8 protein-coding genes are annotated in these 23222 nt (G+C 73.9%); all 8 read left to right on the plus strand.

What is annotated here, in order from left to right; translation table 11 throughout:
• The first annotated feature begins 179 nt into the window (after positions 1-179).
• From KIS93_RS32190 to KIS93_RS32225, 8 genes are read left to right on the plus strand one after another with little or no spacing between them, the layout of a single operon-like run.
• Positions 180-12092 carry a non-ribosomal peptide synthetase gene (locus KIS93_RS32190; protein WP_080044117.1) on the plus strand — a complete coding sequence of 3971 codons (11913 nt, stop codon included), beginning with the start codon at positions 180-182 and terminating at the stop codon, positions 12090-12092.
• A gap of 16 nt (positions 12093-12108) precedes the next feature.
• Positions 12109-13383 (plus strand): MFS transporter, encoded by a 1275-nt coding sequence (locus tag KIS93_RS32195; protein WP_080044116.1) that lies wholly within the window; start codon positions 12109-12111, stop codon positions 13381-13383.
• Between the two features lie 45 nt (positions 13384-13428).
• Positions 13429-14424 (plus strand): 2,3-diaminopropionate biosynthesis protein SbnA, encoded by a 996-nt coding sequence (gene sbnA / locus KIS93_RS32200; RefSeq protein WP_186404534.1) that lies wholly within the window; start codon positions 13429-13431, stop codon positions 14422-14424.
• Between the two features lie 2 nt (positions 14425-14426).
• Positions 14427-15437 carry a 2,3-diaminopropionate biosynthesis protein SbnB gene (gene sbnB, locus KIS93_RS32205; RefSeq protein WP_080044114.1) on the plus strand — a complete coding sequence of 337 codons (1011 nt, stop codon included), beginning with the start codon at positions 14427-14429 and terminating at the stop codon, positions 15435-15437.
• 34 nt (positions 15438-15471) lie between these two features.
• Positions 15472-15645, plus strand: a complete 174-nt coding sequence (locus KIS93_RS32210; RefSeq protein WP_155128835.1) for an MbtH family protein — start codon at positions 15472-15474, stop codon at positions 15643-15645.
• Positions 15642-20522, plus strand: coding sequence for a non-ribosomal peptide synthetase (locus KIS93_RS32215; RefSeq protein ID WP_155128833.1), 4881 nt, complete (start codon positions 15642-15644; stop codon positions 20520-20522). Before KIS93_RS32210 ends, KIS93_RS32215 begins: the two co-directional genes overlap by 4 nt.
• Positions 20519-21439 (plus strand): ornithine carbamoyltransferase, encoded by a 921-nt coding sequence (locus tag KIS93_RS32220; protein WP_080044112.1) that lies wholly within the window; start codon positions 20519-20521, stop codon positions 21437-21439. Before KIS93_RS32215 ends, KIS93_RS32220 begins: the two co-directional genes overlap by 4 nt.
• Entirely contained in the window at positions 21436-23220 is a 1785-nt protein-coding gene (locus tag KIS93_RS32225; protein ID WP_080047379.1) for an acyl-CoA dehydrogenase family protein, read from the plus strand. The genes KIS93_RS32220 and KIS93_RS32225 overlap by 4 nt, the downstream gene beginning before the upstream one ends.
• Positions 23221-23222 lie beyond the last annotated feature (2 nt).

Genomic DNA, 23222 nt, shown 5'->3' on the forward strand with positions numbered 1-23222 from the left:
CGGGATTTCAACATATCCCCGCGATATAGGAGAACTATAGTCCGGCACGGAATCCTGATCGCTGCAATTGGCCGGCGTGCGGTTGTCGCCGCACTTCGGCCTGCGTTCACGGACATTGTCGGCGGTAATTCTCCGCGACCTTCTTTGTTATTTGGCGGAATCGGCAGAAGGAGAGCGACATGAGCATCGGAGCGTCGGACTCCACGGCAGCGCCGGGCTCCACATCGGCGTCGGACTCCACGGCGGTGCCGCACTCCACAGCGGTGCCGCACTCCACCGCGGCGCCGGACTCCGGCGGGCGCTGGGACGAGCTCATCCGGTCGCGCCTGGCCGCCAAGAAGGGGCGGCGGGAGGGCCGCATCGCCCGCGCCGACCGCGACGGGCCACTGCGGCTCTCCCCCGGCCAGCAGCAGATGTGGTTCCTCAACCGGCTGGAGCCCGGCAGCCCCGAATACCTGGTGCCCCTGGCGCTGCGCCTGCGCGGCCCGCTCGACCACGGCGCGCTGGAGCGGGCCTGGCAGGAGCTCGTCGCCCGGCACGAGATCCTGCGCACCCGCTACGTCCTGGTCGGCGACGACCCCACCCAGGTCATCGACGAGCCGCGCGGCACGCTCCTGCCCGTGGACGACCTCAGTGGCCTCGACGAGCGGGCGGCGCTGGACGCCGTGCAGAACGAGGCGCTGACCGCGTTCGACCTGAGCGCCGAGTGGCCCGCCCGGGCCCGGCTGCTGCGCCTGGCCGGCGACGACCACGTGCTCGTGCTCGCCGTCCACCACATCGCCTGTGACGCCTGGTCGCTCGGCGTCGTCGTGACCGAGCTGTCCGCCCTCTACAACGCCTTCACCTCGGGATCGCCGTCACCGCTGGCGCCGATCGAGGTCCAGTACGCCGACTACGCCGCCTGGGAGCGCGGCCGGTCGTACGAGCGGTCGCTGGCGTACTGGCGCGAGCAGCTGACCGGCCTGCGCCCCCTGGACCTGCCCGCCGACCGCAACCGGCCCGCCACCCGCAGCTGGGCGGGCGACGTCGTCACCTTCGACGTGCCCGCCCCGCTGGCGGGGCGCCTGCGCGAGCTGGCCCGCGAGCACGGCACCACCCTGTTCACCGTCCTGATGGCCGCCTTCCAGGCGCTGCTGTCGCGGCACACGGGCCTGACCGACGTCCCCGTCGGCACCATGGTGTCCGGCCGCACCCGGCCCGAGCTGCAGGGACTCGTCGGCTACTGCATCAACAGCCTGGTCGTGCGCTCGCGCTGGGACGGCGACCCCGCCTTCGCCGACCTGCTGCTGAGCACGCGCGACACGGTGATGAACGCCTTCGACCACCAGGAGGTGCCCTTCGCCCAGCTCGTCGACGAGCTGCAGCCCGAGCGCGACCTGTCGCGCACCCCGCTGTTCCAGGTGGCCTTCACCTTGGAGACGGCCCAGGAGCAGCCGTCGTGGGCGGGCCTGACGGCCGAGGCGCTGCCCGGCCGCTCGCGGGTCTCCCGCTTCGACCTGACGCTGCTGGCCAAGGAGACCCCGGACGGCTCGCTGGCCTGCACGATCGAGTACGTGCCCGCCCTGTTCGACGAGGGCCGCATGGCCCGCATGGGCGAGCACTACCGCCGCCTGCTGACCGGCGTGGCCGCCGACCCCCGCACCCGCCTGTCCCGCCTCGACCTGCTCGGCGCCGACGAGCTGGCCGCCGTGCTGCCTCCGGCCGAGACGACCTCGGACGTCTCGCGGTGCGTGCACGAGCTGTTCGAGGAGCGGGTGGCGGCGTGCCCGGACGCTGTGGCGGTGGTGGCGGGTGCGGAGCGGTTGTCGTACGGGGAGTTGAACGCACGGGCGAACCGGCTGGCCCACCACTTGCGCGAGCTGGAGGCGGGCCCCCTGGTCGGCGTGTGCCTGGCGCGCGGCCCCGAGCTGGTGCCGGCGCTGCTGGGCGTGCTCAAGTCGGGCGCCGGCTATGTGCCGCTGGACCCGGCGGTGCCGGTGGAGCGGCGCGGCCACATGCTGGCCGACAGCGCCGTGTCGGTGGTCGTCACCACCTCCGACCTCGCTTCCGAGCTGCGTCAGGTCTTCGACGGCCGGATCGTCGCGCTGGACGAGTCCGACTTGTCGGGCTTCCCGGACACGAACCCCGCCTCCTTCAGTCGGCCGGGTGATCCGATCTACGTGATTTACACGTCGGGTTCGACGGGTCGGCCGAAGGGGGTGGTGCTGGAGCATCGCAACGTGTCGCGGTTGTTGCGGGTGGCCGAGCGGCACTACGGCTTTTCGGCCTCCGATGTGTGGCCGTTGTTCCACTCCTACGCCTTCGACGTGTCGGTGTGGGAGTTGTGGGGCTCGCTCCTGTATGGCGGCACGTTGGTGGTGGTGTCGCAGGAGGTGACACGCTCGCCGGATGATCTGGTGGAGGTGCTGGTCGAGCACGGGGTGACGGTGCTCAACCAGACGCCGTCGGCCTTCCGTGGGCTGGTGGGGCTGGCGCGGGAGGGGGATGCGCGGCTGGATCGGCTCAGGTTGCGGGCGGTGGTGTTCGCGGGGGAGAAGCTGGAGCTGGCGGAGCTGGTGCCGTGGGTGGAGCGGTTCGGTCTGGAACGGCCGGCGCTGCTGAACATGTACGGCATCACCGAAACGACCGTCCACACCACCTTCCACCGCCTGCGACCCGGCGACTTCCAGCCTGGAGCAGGCAATCCCGTCGGCCACCCGCTGGCCGACCTGACCGTCTATCTCCTGGACCAGCACGGCAATCCCGTGCCCATCGGGGTGCCCGGCGAGATCCACGTCGGCGGCCCGGGTGTCGCGCGCGGCTACCTCAACCGCCCGTCGCTGACGGCGGAGCGGTTCGTGCCGGACCCGTTCGGCCCGGCGGGCGGGCGGCTGTACCGCAGCGGCGACCTGGCGGCTCGTCGTCCGGACGGGAGTCTGGACTTCTTGGGCCGGATGGATGACCAGGTGAAGATCCGGGGGTTCCGGATCGAGCTGGGGGAGATCGTCTCGGTGTTGCTGGAGCAGCCGGGGGTGCGGGACGCCGTGGTGGTGGTGCGCGAGGACATCCCTGGCGACAAGCGGCTGGTCGGCTACGTCGTGGCCGAGGAGCTGGACCCGGCGGCGCTCAGGCAGGCGATGGGCCGCACCCTGCCCGAATACATGATCCCCTCGGCATTTGTGCGGGTGCCGGCGATCCCGCTGAACAACAACGGCAAGCTCGACCGCCGGGCCCTACCCGCTCCCGACCGGGAGGCGCTGGGCGCCGGACCGGACTACGTGGCTCCGCGCACCCCCGATGAGGAGCTGGTGGCGGGCATCTGGCGGGACGTCCTGGGCGTCGAACGCGTCGGCGTGCACGACAACTTCTTCGACCTCGGCGGCCACTCCATCCGCGCCGTCGCCCTCGTCGGAGCCCTCCGCAAGAACGGCTTCGACCTCACCGTCCGCGACATCTTCGAGCACCGCACCATCGCCGAGCTGATGGGGCACCTGCCCGCCCCGGGCACAGCCGCCCCAGAGACGGCCACCGTCCGGCCCTTCGAGCTGATCGCCGCCGACGACCGCGCGGCACTGCCGGCCGGCGTTGTGGACGCCTACCCGCTCGCCCACGTCCAGGCGGGCATGCTGCTGGAGCTGATGTCCGGCGACGAGCGGAACTACTACCACAACGTCACCTCCTTCCGGATCCGCGACGAGCGCCCCTTCGACGCCGCCGCCTTCCACGCCGCCGCCCGCCTCGTCGTCGAGCGGCACGAGGTGCTGCGCACCTCCTTCGACCTCGACGGCTACTCCGTCCCGCTCCAGCTCGTGCACGCCGAGGCCGAGCCCGTCGTCGAGGTACGCGAGCTGCGCCACCTCGGCGAGGCCGCCGTCGAGCGTGCGTTGCGCGCCTTCACCGCCGCCGAGCGGGGGCGGCTGTTCGACCTGGGCAGGCCCGGCCTGATCCGGCTGTTCGCGCACGTCTGCGACGACCGGACCTGGTGGCTGTCGGTCACGGAGTGCCACGCCATCCTCGAAGGCTGGAGCCACCACTCCATGCTGATGGAGCTGCTGGACCACTACCGCGCGATCAGGGACGGCCGCGAGCCCACCCCTGAACCGCTGCCCGACCTGCGGTACGCCGACTTCGTCGCCGCCGAGCTACGCTCACTCGAATCCGCCGAGGACCGTGCCTTCTGGCAGGACATCGCCGGCGGCCACCCCAAGCTGGCCCTGCCGCCCGCGTGGGGCGACCGGTCCGGCGCGCCACGCGCGACGCGGCAGGTCGTCGTCCCCTTCACCGAGCACGAGGCCGGGCTGCGCGCCCTGGCCGGCGCCGCCGGGGTGCCGCTGAAGAGCGTGCTGCTGGCCGCGCACATGAAGGTGCTCGCGCAGCTCACCGACCAGGAGTCCTTCCACACCGGGCTCGTCCTGCACGGCAGGCCGGAGGTCGAGGGCGCCGACCGCGTGTACGGGCTGTACCTGAACACGCTGCCGTTCCCGTACCGGCGCGGCGCGCGTACCTGGCGTGAGCTGGTGGGCGAGGTGTTCGCCACCGAGACCGCGATGTGGCGGCACCGCCGGTTCCCCATGGCCGCCATCCAGCACGGAGCCGGCGAGAGGCTGGTCGACAGCATGTTCATCTACCTGGACTTCGACCAGGTGGACACCGAGCTGGTCGACTACCTGGCCAGCATCGACGACAGCCCGACCGAGTTCCCGCTGCACGTCGCCGTACGGGTCGGCCACGTCGCCGTCACCGTCGACACCCACGTGATCAGCGAGCCGGATGCCGCCCGCCTGGCCGAGATGTACGCGGCCGTGCTCGCGGCCATGGCCGCCGACCCGCACGGCGACGCCCGCGCCACGTTCCTGCCGGCCGCCGACCGTCGGCTGCTCGCCGGGCTCACCCCCGAGGTCTCGGATGTCTCGCGGTGTGTGCACGAGCTGTTCGAGGAGCGGGTGGCGGCGTGTCCGGACGCTGTGGCGGTGGTGTCGGGTGCGGAGCGGTTGTCGTACGGGGAGTTGAACGCGCGGGCGAACCGGCTGGCGCACCATCTGCGCGAGCTGGAGGCCGGCCCGCTGGTCGGCGTCTGCCTCGGACGCGGCCCGCACCTCGTCCCCGCCCTGCTCGGTGTGCTCAAGTCGGGCGCCGGTTACGTGCCGCTGGACCCGGCGGTGCCGGTGGAGCGGCGCGGCACGATGCTGGCCGACAGCGCGGTCTCCGTCGTGGTGACCACCTCCGACCTCGTCCCCGAGCTGCGTCAGGTCTTCGACGGCCGCCTAGTGGCCTTGGACGAGTCCGACTTGTCCGGATTCCCGGACAAGAACCCTGTCTCCTTCAATCGGCCGGGTGATCCGATCTACGTGATCTACACGTCGGGTTCGACGGGTCGGCCGAAGGGGGTGGTGCTGGAGCATCGCAACGTGTCGCGGTTGTTGCGAGTAGCTGAGCGGCACTACGGCTTCTCCGCGACCGATGTGTGGCCGTTGTTCCACTCCTATGCCTTCGACGTGTCGGTGTGGGAGCTGTGGGGCTCGCTGCTGTACGGCGGCACGTTGGTGGTGGTGTCGCAGGAGGTGACGCGCTCGCCGGATGATCTGGTGGAGGTGCTGGTCGAGCACGGGGTGACGGTGCTCAATCAGACGCCGTCGGCGTTCCGTGGGCTGGTGGGGCTGGCGCGGGAGGGGGATGCGCGGCTGGATCGGCTCAGGTTGCGGGCGGTGGTGTTCGCGGGGGAGAAGCTGGAGCTGGCGGAGCTGGTGCCGTGGGTGGAGCGGTTCGGTCTGGAACGGCCGGCGCTGCTGAACATGTACGGCATCACCGAGACGACCGTCCACACCACCTTCCACCGCCTGCGACCCGACGACTTCCGGCCAGGAGCAGGCAACCCCGTCGGTCACCCGCTGGCAGACCTCCAGGTGCACCTGCTCGACACCAACGGGCACCCCGTCCCCGTGGGCGTGCCGGGAGAGATCTACGTCGGCGGCCCCGGCGTCGCCCGCGGCTATCTCAACCGTCCCGCTCTCACCGCGGAACGCTTCGTCCCCGGCCCGGCGGGCGGGCGGCTGTACCGCAGTGGCGACCTGGCCGCGCGTCGTCCGGACGGGAGCTTGGACTTCTTGGGCCGGATGGATGACCAGGTGAAGATCCGGGGGTTCCGGATCGAGCTGGGGGAGATCGTCTCGGTGCTGCTGGAGCAGCCGGGCGTGCGGGACGCCGTGGTGGTGGTCCGCGAGGACATCCCTGGGGACAAGCGGCTGGTCGGCTACGTTGTGGCCGAGGAGCTGGACCCGGCGGCGCTCAGGCAGGCGATGGGCCGCACGCTGCCCGAATACATGATCCCCTCGGCGTTCGTCCGCGTGCCGGCGATCCCGCTGAACAACAACGGCAAGCTCGACCGCCGAGCGCTGCCCGCTCCCGACCGGGAGGCGCTGGGCGCCGGACCGGACTACGTGGCCCCGCGCACCTCCGATGAGGAGCTGGTGGCGGGCATCTGGCGGGACGTGCTCGGCGTCGAACGCGTCGGCGTGCACGACAACTTCTTCGACCTCGGCGGCCACTCCATCCGCGCCGTCGCCCTCGTCGGAGCCCTCCGCAAGAACGGCTTCGACGTCCACGCCCGCGACATCTTCGAGCACGGCACCGTGGCCGCCCTCACCGCCAGGCTGGCCGGGCGCGGGCCGGCGACCGGCGGGCCCGCCCCGGTGGAGCCGTTCGCGCTGATCTCCGAGAGCGACCGCGCGCGCCTGCCCGCGGGCGCGGTGGACGCCTATCCCCTGGCCCAGGCCCAGCTCGGCATCCTCGTCGAGCTGCTGGCCAGCCAGGACCAGCACCTCTACCAGAACGTCACCTCCTTCCGCGTCCGCGACGAGCGCCCCTTCGACGCCGCCGCCTTCCGCGCCGCCGCCCGCCTCGTCGTCGAGCGGCACGAGGTGCTGCGCACCTCCTTCGACCTCGACGGCTACTCCGTCCCGCTGCAGATCGTGCACGCGCAGGCCGAGCCGCCCGTCGAGATCAGGGACGGCGGCGCCGCGGAGGTGCGCCGGCACACCGAGGCCGAGCAGCGCACCCCGTTCGCCCTCGACGCGCCGCCGCTCCTGCGCCTCACCGTGCACCTGGAGCCCGGCGGCGGGTGGTGGCTGTCGGTGTGCGAGAACCACGCCATCCTCGAAGGCTGGAGCCACTACTCCATGCTGATGGAGCTGCTGGACCACTACGGCGCGATCAGGGACGGCCGCGAGCCCGACCCTGAACCGCTGCCCGCCGTCCGGTACGCCGACTTCGTCGCCGCCGAGCTGCGCTCGCTCGACTCCGCCGAGGACCGCTCCTACTGGCGTGGCGTGGTGGGCGAGCACCAGCGGCTGACGCTGCCGGGCGCGTGGGCGGACCCGGGGCCGGCCGAGCCGTACGAGCTGACGATCTCCGTCGCGGACCTCGAACCGGGGCTGCGCGAGCTGGGCAGGGCCGCCGGCGCCTCGCTCAAGAGCGTGCTGCTGGCCGCGCATCTCAAGGTGCTCAGCCAGCTCACCGACCAGGAGAGCTTCCACAGCGGGCTGGTGCTGCAGGCCAGGCCCGAGGTGGACGGCGCGGACCGCGTGTACGGGCTCTTCCTCAACACGCTGCCGTTCCCGTACCGGCGCGGCGCGGCCACCTGGCGCGAGCTGGTCGCCGAGGTGTTCAGGACCGAGACCGGCGTGTGGCAGCACCGCGCCTTCCCGATGCAGGCCATCCAGCGCGAGGCCGGCGACGGCGGGCGGCTCATCGAGACGATCTTCACCTTCCTCGACTTCGAGCAGGTGGACACCGAGCTGGTGGACGTGGGCGGCGCGCTGGCCGGGGGCGGCACCGAGTTCCCCCTCGCGGTGGGCGTGATCGCGGGGCAGCTCGGCATCACCTCCCACACCGGCGTGATCGGCCGGGCGAACGCCGACCGGCTGGCCGCGATGTACCGGGCGGTGCTCGAAGCCATGGCCGCCGACCCGCGCGGCGACGCGCTGGCCACGTACCTCCCGGCCGGTGACCCCGAGCTGGACGCCGACGTCACGGAAGCGTCAGCGCCCAGCCTGGACGGGACGGTCGTGGAGGCGTTCGAGGCGCGCGTGCGCACCAGCCCCGACGCCGTCGCCGTGATCAGCGGCGACGAGCACCTCACCTACCGTGAGCTGGACGCCCGCGCCAACCGGCTCGCCCACCACCTGCGCGGCCTGCGCCCGGGGCCGCTGGTCGGCCTCTGCCTCGACCGGGGCCCCGAGCTGACGCCGGCCCTGCTCGGCGTGCTGAAGTCCGGCGCCGGTTACGTGCCGCTGGACCCGGCCGTGCCCGCCGCGCGGCTCGGGCACGTCCTCGCCGACAGCGGCGTGTCCGTGGTCGTCACGACCGCCGCGCTGGCCCCGGCCGTGCGCGAGGCGTTCAGCGGCACGCTGGTGCTGCTGGACGAGCAGCGCGCCGCGATCGACGCCTGCCCTGCCACCGCGCCGCCCCCGGTGGCCGGGCCCGGCGACCTCATGTACGTCATCTACACCTCCGGCTCCACCGGCCGCCCCAAGGGCGTGTGCGTCACCCACGCCAACGCGTTGTGGCTGCTGCGGGAGAACGCCGCGTACCTGTCGCTGGACGACACCGACGTGCTGGCGCTCTACGCCTCCTTCGCCAACGACGTGGCGGTGGGCGAGATGTTCGGCGCGCTGCTCAACGGCGGGCGGCTGGTCGTCGTCCCGCAGGAGGTGACCCGCTCGCCGGAGGACTTCCTCGACCTGCTCGCCGGCGAGCACGTCACCGTGATCGACCAGACGCCGTCCTCCTTCCACGGGCTGGTGCGGCTGGCCGCCGACGGCGACCCGCGGATGGACCGGCTCGCGCTGCGCGCGGTCCTGCTGGGCGGCGAGAAGCTGGAGCCGGCGGAGCTGGCCCCGTGGGTGGAGCGGTTCGGCCTCGACCGCCCGGTGCTGGTCAACGTCTACGGCAACACGGAGGCCACCTCCAACTCGACCTTCCACCGGCTCACGGCCGCGGCGCTCGCGGCGGGCGGCAGCCCCATCGGCCGCCCGATGCCCGGCGTGCGGATCCGGCTGCTGGACCGGCGGGGCCGGCCGGTGCCCGCCGGGGTGCCGGGCGAGATCCACATCGGCGGCGCGGGCGTCTCGCGCGGCTACCTCGGCCGCCCGGAGCTGACCGCCGCCCGGTACGTGCCCGACCCGTACGGCCCGCCGGGCTCGCGCTGGTACCGCACCGGCGACCTGGGCCTGCGCCGGCCGGACGGCAGCCTGGAGTTCCTGGGCCGGGCCGACGACCAGGTCAAGATCCGCGGCCACCGCGTCGAGCCGGGCGAGATCACCGCGTTGCTCCAGGAGCAGCCGGGGGTGCGGCAGGCGGCCGTGGTCGTCCGCGAGGACACGCCGGGGGACCGGCGGCTGGTCGCCTACGTGGTCGGCGACGAGGCCGAGCCGGCCCGGCTCAGGGCGGCCCTCGCGCGCTCGTTGCCGGACTACATGGTGCCCGCCGCGTACGTGCGGATGGACGCCCTGCCGCTCAACCACAACGGCAAGCTCGACCACCGCGCCCTGCCCGCGCCGGAGCGGGCCGACCTGGCGACCGGCGGCGCGCACGTGCCGCCCGGCACGCCGACCGAGCGTGCCCTGGCCGGCATCTGGGCGCGGGTGCTCGACCTGCCCGAGGTGGGCGTGCGGGACACGTTCTTCGAGCTCGGCGGCCACTCGATCCTCATGATCGAGGCGATCAGGGCCGCCAAGCAGGCGGGGCTGCCGATCTCGCTGATGATGATGTACCAGCACGAGACCATCGCCGACCTGGCCGCCGCCATCGACGCCGGTCAGGGGCGCGGCCCGGCCGACGCCGAGCAGGGCCCGGTCACGGGTGAGCTGCCGCTCACGCCGATCCAGCGCTGGTTCCTGGCCCAGGAGGGCCGCGACGAGCCGTTCGCGCAGCAGGCGGAGCTCACCGTCGATCCGCCCGCCGACCCGGGCCTGCTGGAGCGGGCGCTACGCGAGCTGACCCGCCACCACGACGTGCTGCGGCTGCGCGTCGAGGGCGAGCGCGCCCACCTGGCCGAGCACGCCCCGGAGCGGCTGCTGGGCACCGAGGCCGAGCTGGGCCACGACCTGGCGGAAGGGCGGGTGATCAGCGCGGCGCTGTCGCCCGACGGCACCAGGCTGCTGCTCAGCGTCCACCACCTGGCCGTGGACATCGTGTCCTGGTCGATCCTGGCCGAGGACCTCGACACGATCTACGCCCAGCTCGAAGCCGGTCGGCCGGTGAGCCTGCCGGCCAAGACCACCTCCGTCCGCGCCTGGGCGCGCCGCCTGGCCGAGTACGCCGGCTCCCCCGAGCCGGCCGCCCAGGCCCACCACTGGCTGCGGCCCGCCCCGCTGCCCGCGCTGCCGGTGGACCGGCCGGGCCCCAACCTGAACGCCGACGCGCGGACGCTCACCGCCGGCCTCCCGGAGAGCCTGACGTCGCGGCTGCTGCACCGCTCGGGCGAGGCGGCCACGGCAGAGGAGAGCGTCCTCGCGGCGCTCGGCCTGACGCTGAGCGAGTGGAGCGGCGGCGACGGCTTCCTCGTGGACGTCGAGAGCCACGGCCGCCAGGAGGACCTGTTCGACGACGTGGACCTGTCGCGCACGGTCGGCTGGTTCACCAGCGTGCACCCGTTCGCCTCGTGGCTGCCGCCCGGCCGCAGGCCGCAGGCGGTGCTGCGGTCCGTGCGCGACCAGTTCAGGGCCGTGCCGGACCGGGGGATCGGCCACGGCGTGGCCCGCTGGCTCTCCCCGGACGAGGACCTGGCCGAGGCGCTGGCCGCGCAGCAGAGCCCGCAGGTGCTGTTCAACTACACCGGCCAGGGCCCCGCCGCGGGGCGGGCCCGCCGCGCCCGGTTCGACCTGCGGCCCGAGCGGCTGACCGGCGTCGAGGGCCCCGCCCGGCCGCGCACGCACCTGCTGGAGATCAACGCGGGCGTGCACGGCGACCGGCTGTGGGTCTCGTGGACGTACTCGGCGGCGCTGCACGACGAGGCCACGATCCGCCGCCTCGCCGACGACCACCTCGCCAAGCTCGCCACGCTGCTCGAACCGGCCGCATCCGCCGCGATCCCCTCACCGCTGCCCGCGATGGCCCGGCACCGCGTGCCCGGCGTGGCGGTCGCCGTGATCCGCGGCCAGGACGTCGAGACGCACACGTACGGCGTGCTGTCGGCCGACGGCGACGCGCCGGTCACGCCCGACACGCTGTTCCAGGCCGGCTCCATCGGCAAGCATCTGACGGCCATCGGCGTGCTGCGCCTGGCCGAGGCCGGGCTGCTCGGCCTCGACGACGACGTCGACGACCACCTGACGTCGTGGCGGCTGCCCCGCGACCTGCCCGGCGCGGTCACCCCCCGCCTGCTGCTCAGCCACCAGGCCGGGCTCACCAGGACCGACGAGGACGACCACCCGCCAGGACAGAGCATGCCGGGCCTGCTCGACCTGCTGCCCGCCGTCCGCATGGAGCTGCCGCCGGGCGAGCACTTCCGCAAGAGCAACGGCCACTACTGGGTGCTCGAACAGCTCATGAGCGACGTCACCGGCACGCCCTACCCCGAGCTGATGCGCGAGCTGGTGTTCGACCCGCTCGGCATGACCGCGACGAGCTACGACCTGGACTTCCCCGGGAAGTCCGGCCTGCCCGTCGCGCACGGCCACGACGAGGACGGCCGGCCCCTGCCCGGCGGCTGGCTGGTCCGCCCCGCGCTGGCCGCGGGCAGCCTGTGGTCCACCGCGCCCGACCTGGCCAAGGTCGCCATCGGCGTGCGCCGCGCCCACCTGGGGCTGTCCGGCGCGATCCTGCCGCGCCGCCTGGCCGCCGAGCTGCTCACCGTGGCCCACCGCGACGCCCTGTACGGCCTCGGCACCTCCATCGACGACACGGCCGGCGACATCGAGTTCGGCCACGTCGGCGAGGCGGCCGGATACCGCTCCATGCTGCTCAGCCGCATCCACCGCGGCACCGGGTTCGTCGTCCTGACCAACTCGGAGACCGGCAAGGAGATCCACAAGCACGTCGCCGTCGCCGTCGGCGAGCAGGAAGGCCAGCGGTACGGCCAGGGGCAAGGGCGCACCGAGGCGGGCTACCGATGACACCGGAGGGCACGACATGACCGCAGACACGGCGCAGCGGAGCAAGCGGCCGCTGTTCAGGAACAGGGACTTCACCCTCCTGTGGGGCGGGGCGGCGTTCACCACGCTCGGCGCCCAGGTCACGATCCTCGTCTACCCGCTGCTGGTGCTCTGGGCCGGCGGCACGGCCTCCTCGGCGGGGCTGGTCACGGGGGCGGCGCTGCTGCCGTACCTGCTGGTCCAGCTGCCCGCCGGGGCCATCGCCGACCGGTACGACCGCAGGCGCCTCATGATCATCTCGGACGCGGGCTGCCTGGTCGCGACCACGAGCGTCATGCTGGCGGTGTTCCTCGACCGGGTGTGGCTGCCGCACCTCATGCTGGCCGCGTTCGTGCAGGGCAGCCTGGCCATCTTCTACGACCTGGCCGAGCGCTCGGCCGTACGGAACCTCGTCGAGGAGCACCAGGTGCCGGCCGCGCTCAGCCAGAACGAGGCCCGCCACCGCGCGATGATGATGCTCGGCCAGCCGCTCGGCGGCTTCCTGCTGAGCGTGACCCGCTGGGTGCCGTTCCTGTTCACCGCGCTCGCCCACCTGGCCTCGCTGCTCATGCTGCTGGCCATCAGGAAGAAGTTCCAGGGCGAGCGGGCCGCCAAGAGCGAGAGCGGGCTGTGGGCCGACATGGCGGAGGGCGTCGCGTGGCTGTGGCGGCAGACGTTCCTGCGCAACGTGATGATCCTCGTTGCCATCAGCAACCTCGTCTTCGAGGGCATGAGCCTCGCGCTCATGGTCGTCATCCGTGACTCCGGCGGCTCGCCGACCACCATCGGCGTCGTCGTCGCCATCGGTGGGGTCGGCGGGCTGCTCGGCGCCATGACCAGCATCTGGTGGCGGCGCCGGATCAGCCTGCCGGCGCTGATCGTGGCCGGGCTCGCCGCGTGGGCCGCGTGCGTGCCGCCGCTGGCGCTGATCACCAACCCGGTCCTGCTGGGCGTGGTGTTCGCCGCCTGCGGCTACATCGGCGGCGTCTTCAACGTCGCCGGCGGCGTCTACATGGTCGGCGTCGCCCCGGACCACATCCTGAGCAGGACGATCAGCGTGGCCATGCTGATCGGCGCCGGAGCGAGCTTCCTCGGCGCCGCCGGCTTCGGGTTCGCGCTCGACACGGCGGGCGTCGGCCGGACCGTGCTCGTCATGACCGTGCTCATGGGCTGCCTCGCGCTGGTCGCGCTGATCCTTCCGTCCGTGCGGGCGGCCGCGCGTACGCGGGAGGGCGGACGGCTCAGCGCCGAGGACGCCGCCGCGCTCGACTGAGTCATCCCATATCCCTTGGACGGAGCCAGCGCTGTGCCCACTTCTGTGCCTTATCCCATAACCCGTGACGGCATCCTCGCCACCGTCGGGCAGACCCCTCTCGTCCGGCTCGACCGGCTGTTCCCCGGCTTCCACTCCCGCGTGTTCGCCAAGCTGGAGCGGTTCAACCCGGGCGGGAGCATCAAGGACCGCAGCGCGCTCAGCATGTTGTCCGAGGCCATCCGCGCGGGCGAGCTGGAGCCCGGCCGCTCCACGGTCATCGAGTCGAGCTCCGGCAACCTCGCCGTCGGGATGGCGCAGATCTGCCGATATTTCGGGGTGCGGTTCATCTGCGTCGTGGACGCCAAGACCACCGAGCAGAACCTGGCCATCCTGAAGGCGTTCCAGGCCGAGGTCGAGGTGGTCGACTCCCCCGACCCGGAGACCGGCGAGTACCTGCCGCGCCGCATCCAGCGGGTACGCGAGCTGATGGAGACCGTCCCGCACGCCTACCACCCCGACCAGTACGGCAACCCGCTCAACTCCCGCGCCCACCACGCCACCATGCGCGAGATCGTCGAAGCCCTCGACGGCCAGATCGACCACCTGCTCTGCTCGGTCGGGTCGTGCGGCACGCTGGTGGGCTGCGCCGACTACGTGCGCGCCCACGGCCTGCCGATCACCATCAACGCCGTGGACGCGGTCGGCAGCATGATCTTCGACGGGCAGACGCGCGGCCCGAGGCTGCTGCCCGGCCACGGCGCCGCCGTCCGCCCCGCCCTCTTCCGCCCGGACGCCGCCGACCGCGTCGTCCACGTCAACGACCTGGACTGCGTCGTCGGCTGCAGGAAGCTGTCGGAGCGCGAGGCCATCCTGGCCGGCGGCTCGTCGGGCGCCACGGTCGCGGCGCTGGCCGCGCTGCGCGCGGAGATCCCGCCCGGCTCCACCTGCGTGCTGGTCTTCCCCGACGGCGGCGACCGCTACCTCAACACCATCTACTCCGACGCCTGGGTGCGCCGCACCTTCGGAGAGGTCTCCCATCTGTGGAAGGACGAGGACTGAACGTGCTGATCATCCGACACGACGAGGTGCGCGAGATCCTGACGGGCGCGGAGGGCGCCGTCCTCGATCTGGTGCGGCGGACCTACCGGCGGCACGACGAGGGCGCCACGGCCGTGCCGCACTCGACGTTCCTGCGTTTCCCCGGCGACCGGGCCAACCGCATCATCGGCCTGCCCGCCTACCTCGGCGGCGACCAGCCTGCCGCCGGCATCAAGTGGGTCGCGTCCTTCCCCGCCAACCTCGCCGCCGGGCTGGCCCGCGCCAGCGCCACCATCGTGCTGAACTCGATGGAGACCGGCCGCCCCGAGGCGTTCCTGGAGGGCGCCCGGATCTCCGCCGCCCGCACGGCGGCCTCCGCCGCGGTCGCCGCGGGCACGCTGCTCGGCGGCGCCCGCCCGACCGGCGTGTCCATGATCGGCTGCGGGCTGATCAACTTCGAGACGCTGCGGTTCCTGGCCGCCTCGCTCCCGGCGATCCCCGAGGTGACGATCCACGACTCCTCCCCCGCCCGCGCCGGGGAGTTCGCCGAGCGGGCCGCGGCGCTGCTGCCGCACGCCCGCCTGACGATCACCGCCGCCGCCGGCGAGGCCGTGGCCGCCCACGAGCTGGTCTCCATCGCGACGACCGCCGTCGAGCCGCACCTGACGCTGGCGGGCGTCAGGCCGGGAGCGGTGGTCCTGCACATCTCGCTGCGCGACATCGTGCCCGAGACGATCCTGGCCGCCCGCAACGTGGTGGACGACGTCGACCACGCCGTACGCGAGCGCACCTCCCTGCACCTGGCCGAGCTGCGCACCGGCGGGCGCGACTTCGTCCACGCCACCCTGGGCGGGCTGCTGCGCGGCACGTCCACCCTGCCCGGCGGCCAGGACAGTCCCGTGATCTTCTCGCCGTTCGGGCTCGGCGTCCTGGACATCGCGCTCGCCCGGTACGTCGCGGACGAGGCCCGCGAACGCGGGCTGGGCGTGCCGGTCGAGGACTTCCTGCCGCAGCCCGAACCCGTCCACGCCTGACCATCCACCCCTTTTCTTCGAGGAGACAGCCGACATGAGTGACCGATACCTCGTGGTGCTCAACGACGAGGAGCAGTACTCCGTCTGGTGGGCCGACCGCGACCTGCCCGCCGGCTGGCGGGCCGAGGGCACCGGGGGCACCAGGGAAGAGTGCCTCCAGCACATCGACCGGGTCTGGACCGACATGCGCCCGCTGAGCCTGCGGTGAGCGCCGCGGACCGATTCCTCGGCGACCTGGTGTGGCGGCGCGCGGCAGCCACACCGGACGCGGTCGCGGTCGTCGACGGAACCACCACGCTCACCTACGCCCAGGTGACCCGCCGGGCCGCCCGGCTGGCCCACCGGCTCCGGAGCCGGGGAATCGGCCGCGGCGACATCGCGGGCATCGACCTGCCGCGCGGCGCCGGCTTCATCGTGGCGGTGCTGGCCGCCTGGCGGTGCGGCGCGGCCTACCTGCCGCTCGACCCCGACCACCCGCGCGAGCGCCGCGAAGGGATCCTCGCGGACGCGGCGCCGTCCGTCGTGGTGACCCCCGGCCTGCTCGCCGAGGCCGGCGACGGGCCCGAGGCGGAGCAGACGCCGGTGTCCGGCGGCGATGCGGCGTACGTCATCTACACCTCCGGCTCGACCGGGCGGCCCAAGGGCGTCGTCGTGACGCACGAGGGCATCGCCAACCGCGTCACCTGGACGGCCCGCACCCACGACCTCGGCCCGGACGACCGGCTGCTGCACAAGACGTCGGTGACGTTCGACGCGGCCGGATGGGAGATGGTCGGGCCGCTCGTCACGGGCGGCACCGTGGTCGTCGCGCCCCCGGGCGCCGAGCGCGACCCGGGCGAGATCGTCCGGCTGGCCCGGCGGCACCGCGTCACCGTGCTCCAGGTCGTCCCCTCGCTGCTGCGCCGCCTCGTGCGCGAGCCGGGCTGGGCCGGCCTGCCGGCGCTGCGGCTGCTGTTCTCGGCGGGGGAGCCGCTGCACGCCGACCTGACCCGCCGCGCCCGCCTTCCCGGGCTGCGGATCTGGAACACCTACGGCCCCACCGAGTGCGCGATCGACGTGACCGCCCACCCCGTGGACCCGGACCAGGAGGAGGGCCCGATCCCGATCGGGCGGCCGATCACCGGCATGCGCGTGCTCGTGCTCGACTCCTCCGGCCACCTCGCCCCGTTCGGCGTGCCCGGCGAGCTGCACGTGGGCGGGCCCGGCGTGGCCCGCGGCTACCACGGGCGGCCTGCGCTGACCGCCGACCGGTTCGTGCCCGACCCTCACGGCCCGCCGGGGTCGCGCCTCTACCGCACCGGCGACCTGGTCCGATGGGGGGACGACGGCGCCCTGCGGTACCTGGGCCGCCTCGACGACCAGATCAAGGTCAACGGCGTGCGCATCGAGCCGGCCGAGATCGAGGCCGTGCTGGAGCGGCACCCCGCCGTGACCGCCGCCGTCGTCACCGCCGCCGACGGCGCCCTGGTCGCGCACGTCACCACGGCGAGCCCGGCGACCCCGGCGGCGCTGCGCGTCTTCGCCCTCGGCAGCCTGCCCGGCACGCACGTCCCGACCAGGTTCGTCATGGCGGACGAGCTGCCCCTGCTGCCCAGCGGCAAGGTCGACCGGGCCAGGCTCACCACCCCGCCCGACGGCGGCCGGGCGGAGTTCCGGCCGCTCGGCACCCCCGAGGAGCACAAGGTCGCCGCCGCGTGGGCCGAGCTGCTCGACGTGCCGCGCATCGGCGCCGACGACGACTTCTTCCAGCTCGGCGGCTCCTCGCTGCTGCTCACCCGGCTCGCCGGCCTCCTGGGCGTTCCCCTGCCCGACCTGTACGCCGTCTCCACCGTGGCCGGCCAGGCCGCCCTCGTCGCCGGCCACCACGACGACACCGAGCCCGTCCGCCCGGCCCCGCGCGGCCCCGACCTGCCGCTCTCCTACGGCCAGCGCCGCCTGTGGCTGCTCGACCGGATCCAGCCCGGCAGCCCCGAATGGGTCGCCCCGCTGTTCGTCCGACCGCCCGCCGGCGTCACCGTCGCCGACGTGGCGAGCGGCCTGCGCGAGCTGGCCCGCCGGCACGAGCCCCTGCGCACCCGCTACACCGTCCGCGACGGCGAGCCCCGCCAGGTCGTCGACGACCACGTGCAGGTCGAGCTGGACGTGGCCGAGGGCGAGCTGCCCGAACTGTTCGCCGCCCACCTCTCCCGGGGCTTCGACCTGGAGAACGGGCCGGTCTGGCGGGCGCTGCTGGCGACCTCCGGCGGCGAGCGGGTGCTGCTCGTCACCCTGCACCACATCGCCTGCGACGGCTGGTCGTCGGTGCTGCTCGACACCGAGCTGCGCGCCCTGTGGGCGGGCGAGGAACTGCCGCCGGTGCCGCTCCAGTACGCCGACTACGCGGCCTGGCAGCGCCGTACCCTCACCGAGGACCGGCTCGCCCCCTCCCTGGAGTACTGGCGCGCCCACCTCGCCGGCGTGCCCGCCCTCGACCTGCCCGCCGACCGGCCGCGCCCGGCGCACCGCGACCACCGCGGCGCCATGGTCACCTTCGAGGTGCCCGCCGCGCTCGCCGCCGCCCTGGCCGAGCAGGGCAGGCGGCAGGGGACGACGTTGTTCGTCGTGCTGCTCGCGGCCTGGGCGGCGCTGCTGTCCCGGCACTCCGGCCAGCGCGACTTCGCCATCGGCACCCCCGTCACCGGCCGGGAGCGGCCCGAGCTGGACGGCGTGGTCGGCTTCTTCCTCAACGCCCTCGCGCTGCGCATGGACCTGACCGGCAACCCCACGTTCGAGGAGCTCGTCCGGCGGGCCGGCGAGGTCTGCCGGGCCGGGTTCGCGCACCAGCGGGTGCCGTTCGACCGGCTGGTGGAGGAGCTGCAGCCCGGCCGCGACCTGTCCCGCACCCCGCTCTACCAGGCCACCTTCGACCTGCACGAGGTCGGCCACACCGACACCGAGCTGCACCCCGACGACGTGGGCGCGCTCGGCGAGGCGTGGCGGATCGCCAAGACCGACCTCAGCCTGCTGGCCCAGCGCCGGCCCGACGGCTCCGTGCCGGCCTCCATCGAGTACGCCACCGCCCTGTTCGACCAGGAGACGGCACGCGCGCTGGCCACCCGGCTCGTGCGGCTGCTGTCACAGGTCGCCGCCGACCCGGGGCTGCACCTGTCGGCGATCGAACTGCGCGAGCCGCACGAGCGCGACCGGCCGCTCAACGAGCCGCACGAGCGCGACCGGCCGCTCAATGAGCCGCACGAGCGCGACCGGCCGCTCATCGAACTGCGCGAGCCGCACGGACATGACCGGCCCGCCGCCGAGCCGGAGCCCGTCACCAGGTGCGTCCACCAGGTGTTCGAGGCCCAGGCCGCGCGGACGCCCGGCGCGGTCGCCGTCGAATGGGGCGAGCACACCCTCACCTACGCCGAGCTCGACGCCCGCGCCGACCGCCTCGCCCGCCACCTGGCCGCGCGCGGCGCCGGGCCCGGCGAGCTGGTCGGCGTGTGCCTCGAACGCGGGCCCGACCTGGTGCCCGCCCTGCTCGCCGTGCTGAAGACGGGCGCGGGCTTCCTGCCGCTCGACCCCGGCCAGCCGGCCGGCCGGATCGCCTTCATCGTCTCCGACGCGGGCGCCAGGACCGTGGTGACGACCTCGGACCTGGCGGACGGGCTGCCCGGCGACCTCGTCCTGCTCGACTCCCTCGAAACCGGGGACGAGCCAGGACCGGACCCCGCCGTACGCCCCGAGGACCCGGCCTACGTCATCTACACCTCCGGCTCGACCGGCCGCCCCAAGGGCGTCGTGGTCACCCACGCCAACGTCCTGCGCCTGTTCACGGCCACCGAGCGGCACTACGGCTTCGGGCCGCACGACGTGTGGACGCTCTTCCACTCCTACGCCTTCGACTTCTCGGTGTGGGAGATGTGGGGCGCGCTGCTGCACGGCGGCCGGCTCGTGGTCGTGCCGCGCGAGCTGGTCCGCGACCCAGGGCGCTTCCTCGACCTGCTCGTGGCGCGGAAGGTGACCGTGCTCAACCAGACGCCTTCGGCGTTCCGGCAGCTCGTCGCGTACGCGGCGGAGGGCGACCCGCGCATCGACCGGCTCAGCCTCCGCGCGGTGATCTTCGGCGGCGAGAAGCTGGAGCTCGGCGAGCTGCGGCCGTGGATCCGCCGGCTCGGCACCACCCGCCCGCGCCTGATCAACATGTACGGCATCACGGAGACGACCGTGCACACCACCTTCCACGAGATCGGCCCGGACGACGCCGGCAGCCCCATCGGCCACCCCCTCGCCGACCTGCGCGTCCACCTCCTCGACGAGTACGGCGCCGCCGCCCCGCCCGGCGTCCCCGGCGAGCTGTACGTCGGCGGCCCCGGCGTGGCCCGCGGCTACCTCGGCCGCCCCGCGCTGACCGCCGCCAGGTTCGTGCCCGACCCGTACGGCCCGCCGGGCTCCCGCCTGTACCGCAGCGGCGACCTGGCCAAGCGCGGCCGGGACGGGGGCCTGGAGTTCCTCGGCCGGGCCGACGACCAGGTGAAGATCCGCGGCTACCGCATCGAGCTGGGCGAGATCCAGAGCGCGCTGCTCGACCAGCCCAGCGTCCGCGACGCCGTCGTGGTGCTGCGCGCGGACACCCTGCTCGGCTACGTCGAGCCGGCCGGCGACGAGCTGGACCCGGGCGAGCTGAAGCAGGCCCTGGCCGGGCGGCTGCCCGAGTACATGGTGCCCAGCGCGATCGTCCCGGTGGAGCGCATCCCGCTGACCGCCAACGGCAAGCTGGACCGCGCCGCGCTGCCCGAGCCGGGCCGCGACGAGGTGGGCGCCGCCGCGTTCGTCGCCCCGCGCACGGTGGTGGAGGCGTGCCTGGCCGAGGTGTGGCAGGACGTGCTCGCCATCGACAAGGTCGGCGCCCAGGACGACTTCTTCCAGCTCGGCGGCAACTCGATCCTCGTGCTGCGGATGATCGCCCGCGTCCACGAGGAGACCGGCATCGAGGTCGGCGCCCGTGAGGTCTTCGGGAACCCGAGCCTCGCGCGCCTGTCCGCCGTCGTGGAGGCCAAGCTGCGCGCCGAGATATCCGCTTCGGAAAACGTGGGGACGGGGACATGACCACAACGCGGCACCTCATCTCGGTGGACGACCTGACCGACGGCGACATCCACCGCCTGGCCGCCCGCGGCGTCCGCTTCCGCGAGGGCACCGCCGCGGCCGGCACGCCGCTGGCCGGGCACCTCGCCGGCATCTACTTCCGCAAGACCTCGACCAGGACCAGGACCGCGTTCACGGCGGGCGCGCTGCGGCTGGGCGCGCAGACCATCGCCTACGGCCCGGACGACCTGCAGACCAACACGGGCGAGACCGTCGAGGACACGGCCCAGGTGTTCGGCCGCATGCTCGACGTCCTCGTGGCCCGCACCGCGGGCGACCCGGCCGAGCTGCGCGCGTTCGCCGCCGGGAACCGCATGTCGGTGATCAACGCGATGAGCGCGCCCGAGCACCCGACCCAGGCGCTGACCGACCTCACCACGCTGCTGTGGCACTTCGGCCACGTCGACGGCCTGCGCGTGTTGTACGTCGGCGAGGGCAACAACACCGCCGCCGCCCTGGCCCTGGCCCTCAGCAGGTACCGCTCGGCCCACCTCGACCTGCGCACCCCGCCCGGCTACGGCCTGACCGGCGAGGTGCTGGCCAGGATCGACCCCAAGGTGGTCACCGAACGGCACGACATGAAGGACCTGCCCGAGGGCGTGGACGTCATCTACACCACCCGCTGGCAGACCACCGGCACCAGCAAGCCGGACGCGAACTGGCGAAACATCTTCGCGCCCTTCCAGGTGACCGCCGACCTGTGGCGGGGCAGCCCCGACGCGGTCTTCATGCACGACCTGCCCGCCCACCGCGGCGAGGAGGTCACCGCCGAAGTCCTCGACGGCCCGCGCAGCATCGCCTTCGACCAGGCCGAGAACAAGCTGCACAGCGCCATGGCCGTCCTGGAGTGGTGCCGCGGCGCGGACCCCGCCCCATGACGGCCCCGCACCCGACGCCACCGGCCCCGCACACCGCTCCGCCGACGCCGACGCCGACGCAGGCGCAGGCGCAGGCGCAGGCACCGACGCAGGCGCCAGCGCAGGCGCAGACGCAGGCGCAGGCGCGGGGTCTGGACGCCGTGCTCGGCGACCCGTGGGACGCGTCCAACCCGCTCGGCTTCGCCGCCGTCCTGGACGCCGACGAGCGCGGCGAGCTGTCGGCCGCCGGGGAGAAGGCGCTGACCGCCGCCGGGCTCGCCGAGGAGTTCGTGCCGCGCTCGCTCGGCGGCCGGCTGACCGGCGTCGAAGGGCTCGTCCAGGTCATGCGGGCGATCTTCCGGCGCGACCCCACCCTCGGCCTCGGCTACGGCATCACCAGCTTCATCGCCGCCGTCCCCGTCTGGACCGACGGCAGCCCCGCGCAACGCGACCGGCTGGCCGGTCTGCTGCTCGGGGGCGAGCGCGCGGCGGCGGCGTTCACGGAGCTGGCCCACGGCGCCGACTTCACCCGCGTCGCCCTGCGCGCCGACCCCGCGCCCGGCGGCGGCTTCCTCGTCACCGGCGCGAAGCAGCTCATCAACAACATCGCCCGCTCCCGCGCGGTGACGTTGTTCGCCCGCACCAGCGACGAGCCGGGCAGCCGCAGCCACTCCACGCTGCTGCTCGACCTGGCCGACGCGCCGCCGGACACCTACCGGGTCCTGCCGCGCTTCCCCACCTCGGGCCTGCGGGCGAGCCTGCTCGCGGGCATCGACTTCGACCGCTGCCCCGTTCCGGAGGACAGCGTGGTCGGGGAGCGCGGCGCGGGCCTGGAGACCGCGCTGAGAGCCTTCCAGGTCACCCGTACGGCGCTGCCCGCGATCGTCGTCGGCGTGCTCGACACCCAGCTCAGGCTGGCGGCCGGCTTCGCCGGGGAACGGGTGCTCTACGGGCGGCCGGTCGCCGACCTCCCCCAGTCCAGGGCCTGCCTGACGGGGGCGCTGGCCGATCTGCTGGTGTGCGACGCCTTCAGCGGCGTGGCCGGGCGCGCCCTGCACCTGCTGCCCGACCGGACCAGCGTGGTCGCCGCGGCCTCCAAGTACGTCGTCTCGACGCTCATGGAGTCGGCCTCGTACGAGCTGTCGGTGCTGCTGGGGGCGCGCTCGTACCTGAGGGAGGGGCCGTACGGGCTGTTCCAGAAGTACCAGCGGGACCTGGCGGTGACCGCGCTCGCGCACGCCAGCGCCGCGGCCTGCCTGTCCACGATCATCCCGCAGCTGCCCCGGCTGGCCCGGCGGAGCTGGTTGCGGGCGGACCCGGCGGGGCCCGAGCTGTTCAGGCTGGGGGAGGAGCTGCCCGAGCTGGACTTCAGCCTGCTGGCCGCGGACGCGCGGGGCGCCGACTCGCTGACGGCCGCGCTGGCGCTGGCCGACCTGCCGGAGCTGGCGCCGCTGCGGGACGTCTTCCTGGGCGAGCTGGCCGGGCTGCGGGAGCGGTGCGTGGACCTGCCGCCCCGCGAGCGGACGGTGTCGGCGTCGGCGGAGACGTTCGTGCTCGCCGAGCGGTACAGCCTGGTGCTGGCCGCGGGCGCCTGCGCGGGCGTGTGGGCCGCGCGCCGCGACCCGTTCACCACCGCGTGGCTGCTGGTCGCGCTGGGCCGGCTGGCCGACCGGCTGGGCCTGCCGCACCCGCCGCCGCCCCCGGAGGCGGGGCGGCTGCTCTTCAGCGAGCTAGTCGCCCGCCGGGAGCGGTCGCTGACCTTCGACTTCTCCGCACACCCGCTGGCCCGGCACGGCCGCTGAGT

This window comes from [Actinomadura] parvosata subsp. kistnae (assembly GCF_900323885.1).
Classification (GTDB): Bacteria; Actinomycetota; Actinomycetes; order Streptosporangiales; family Streptosporangiaceae; genus Nonomuraea; species Nonomuraea composti.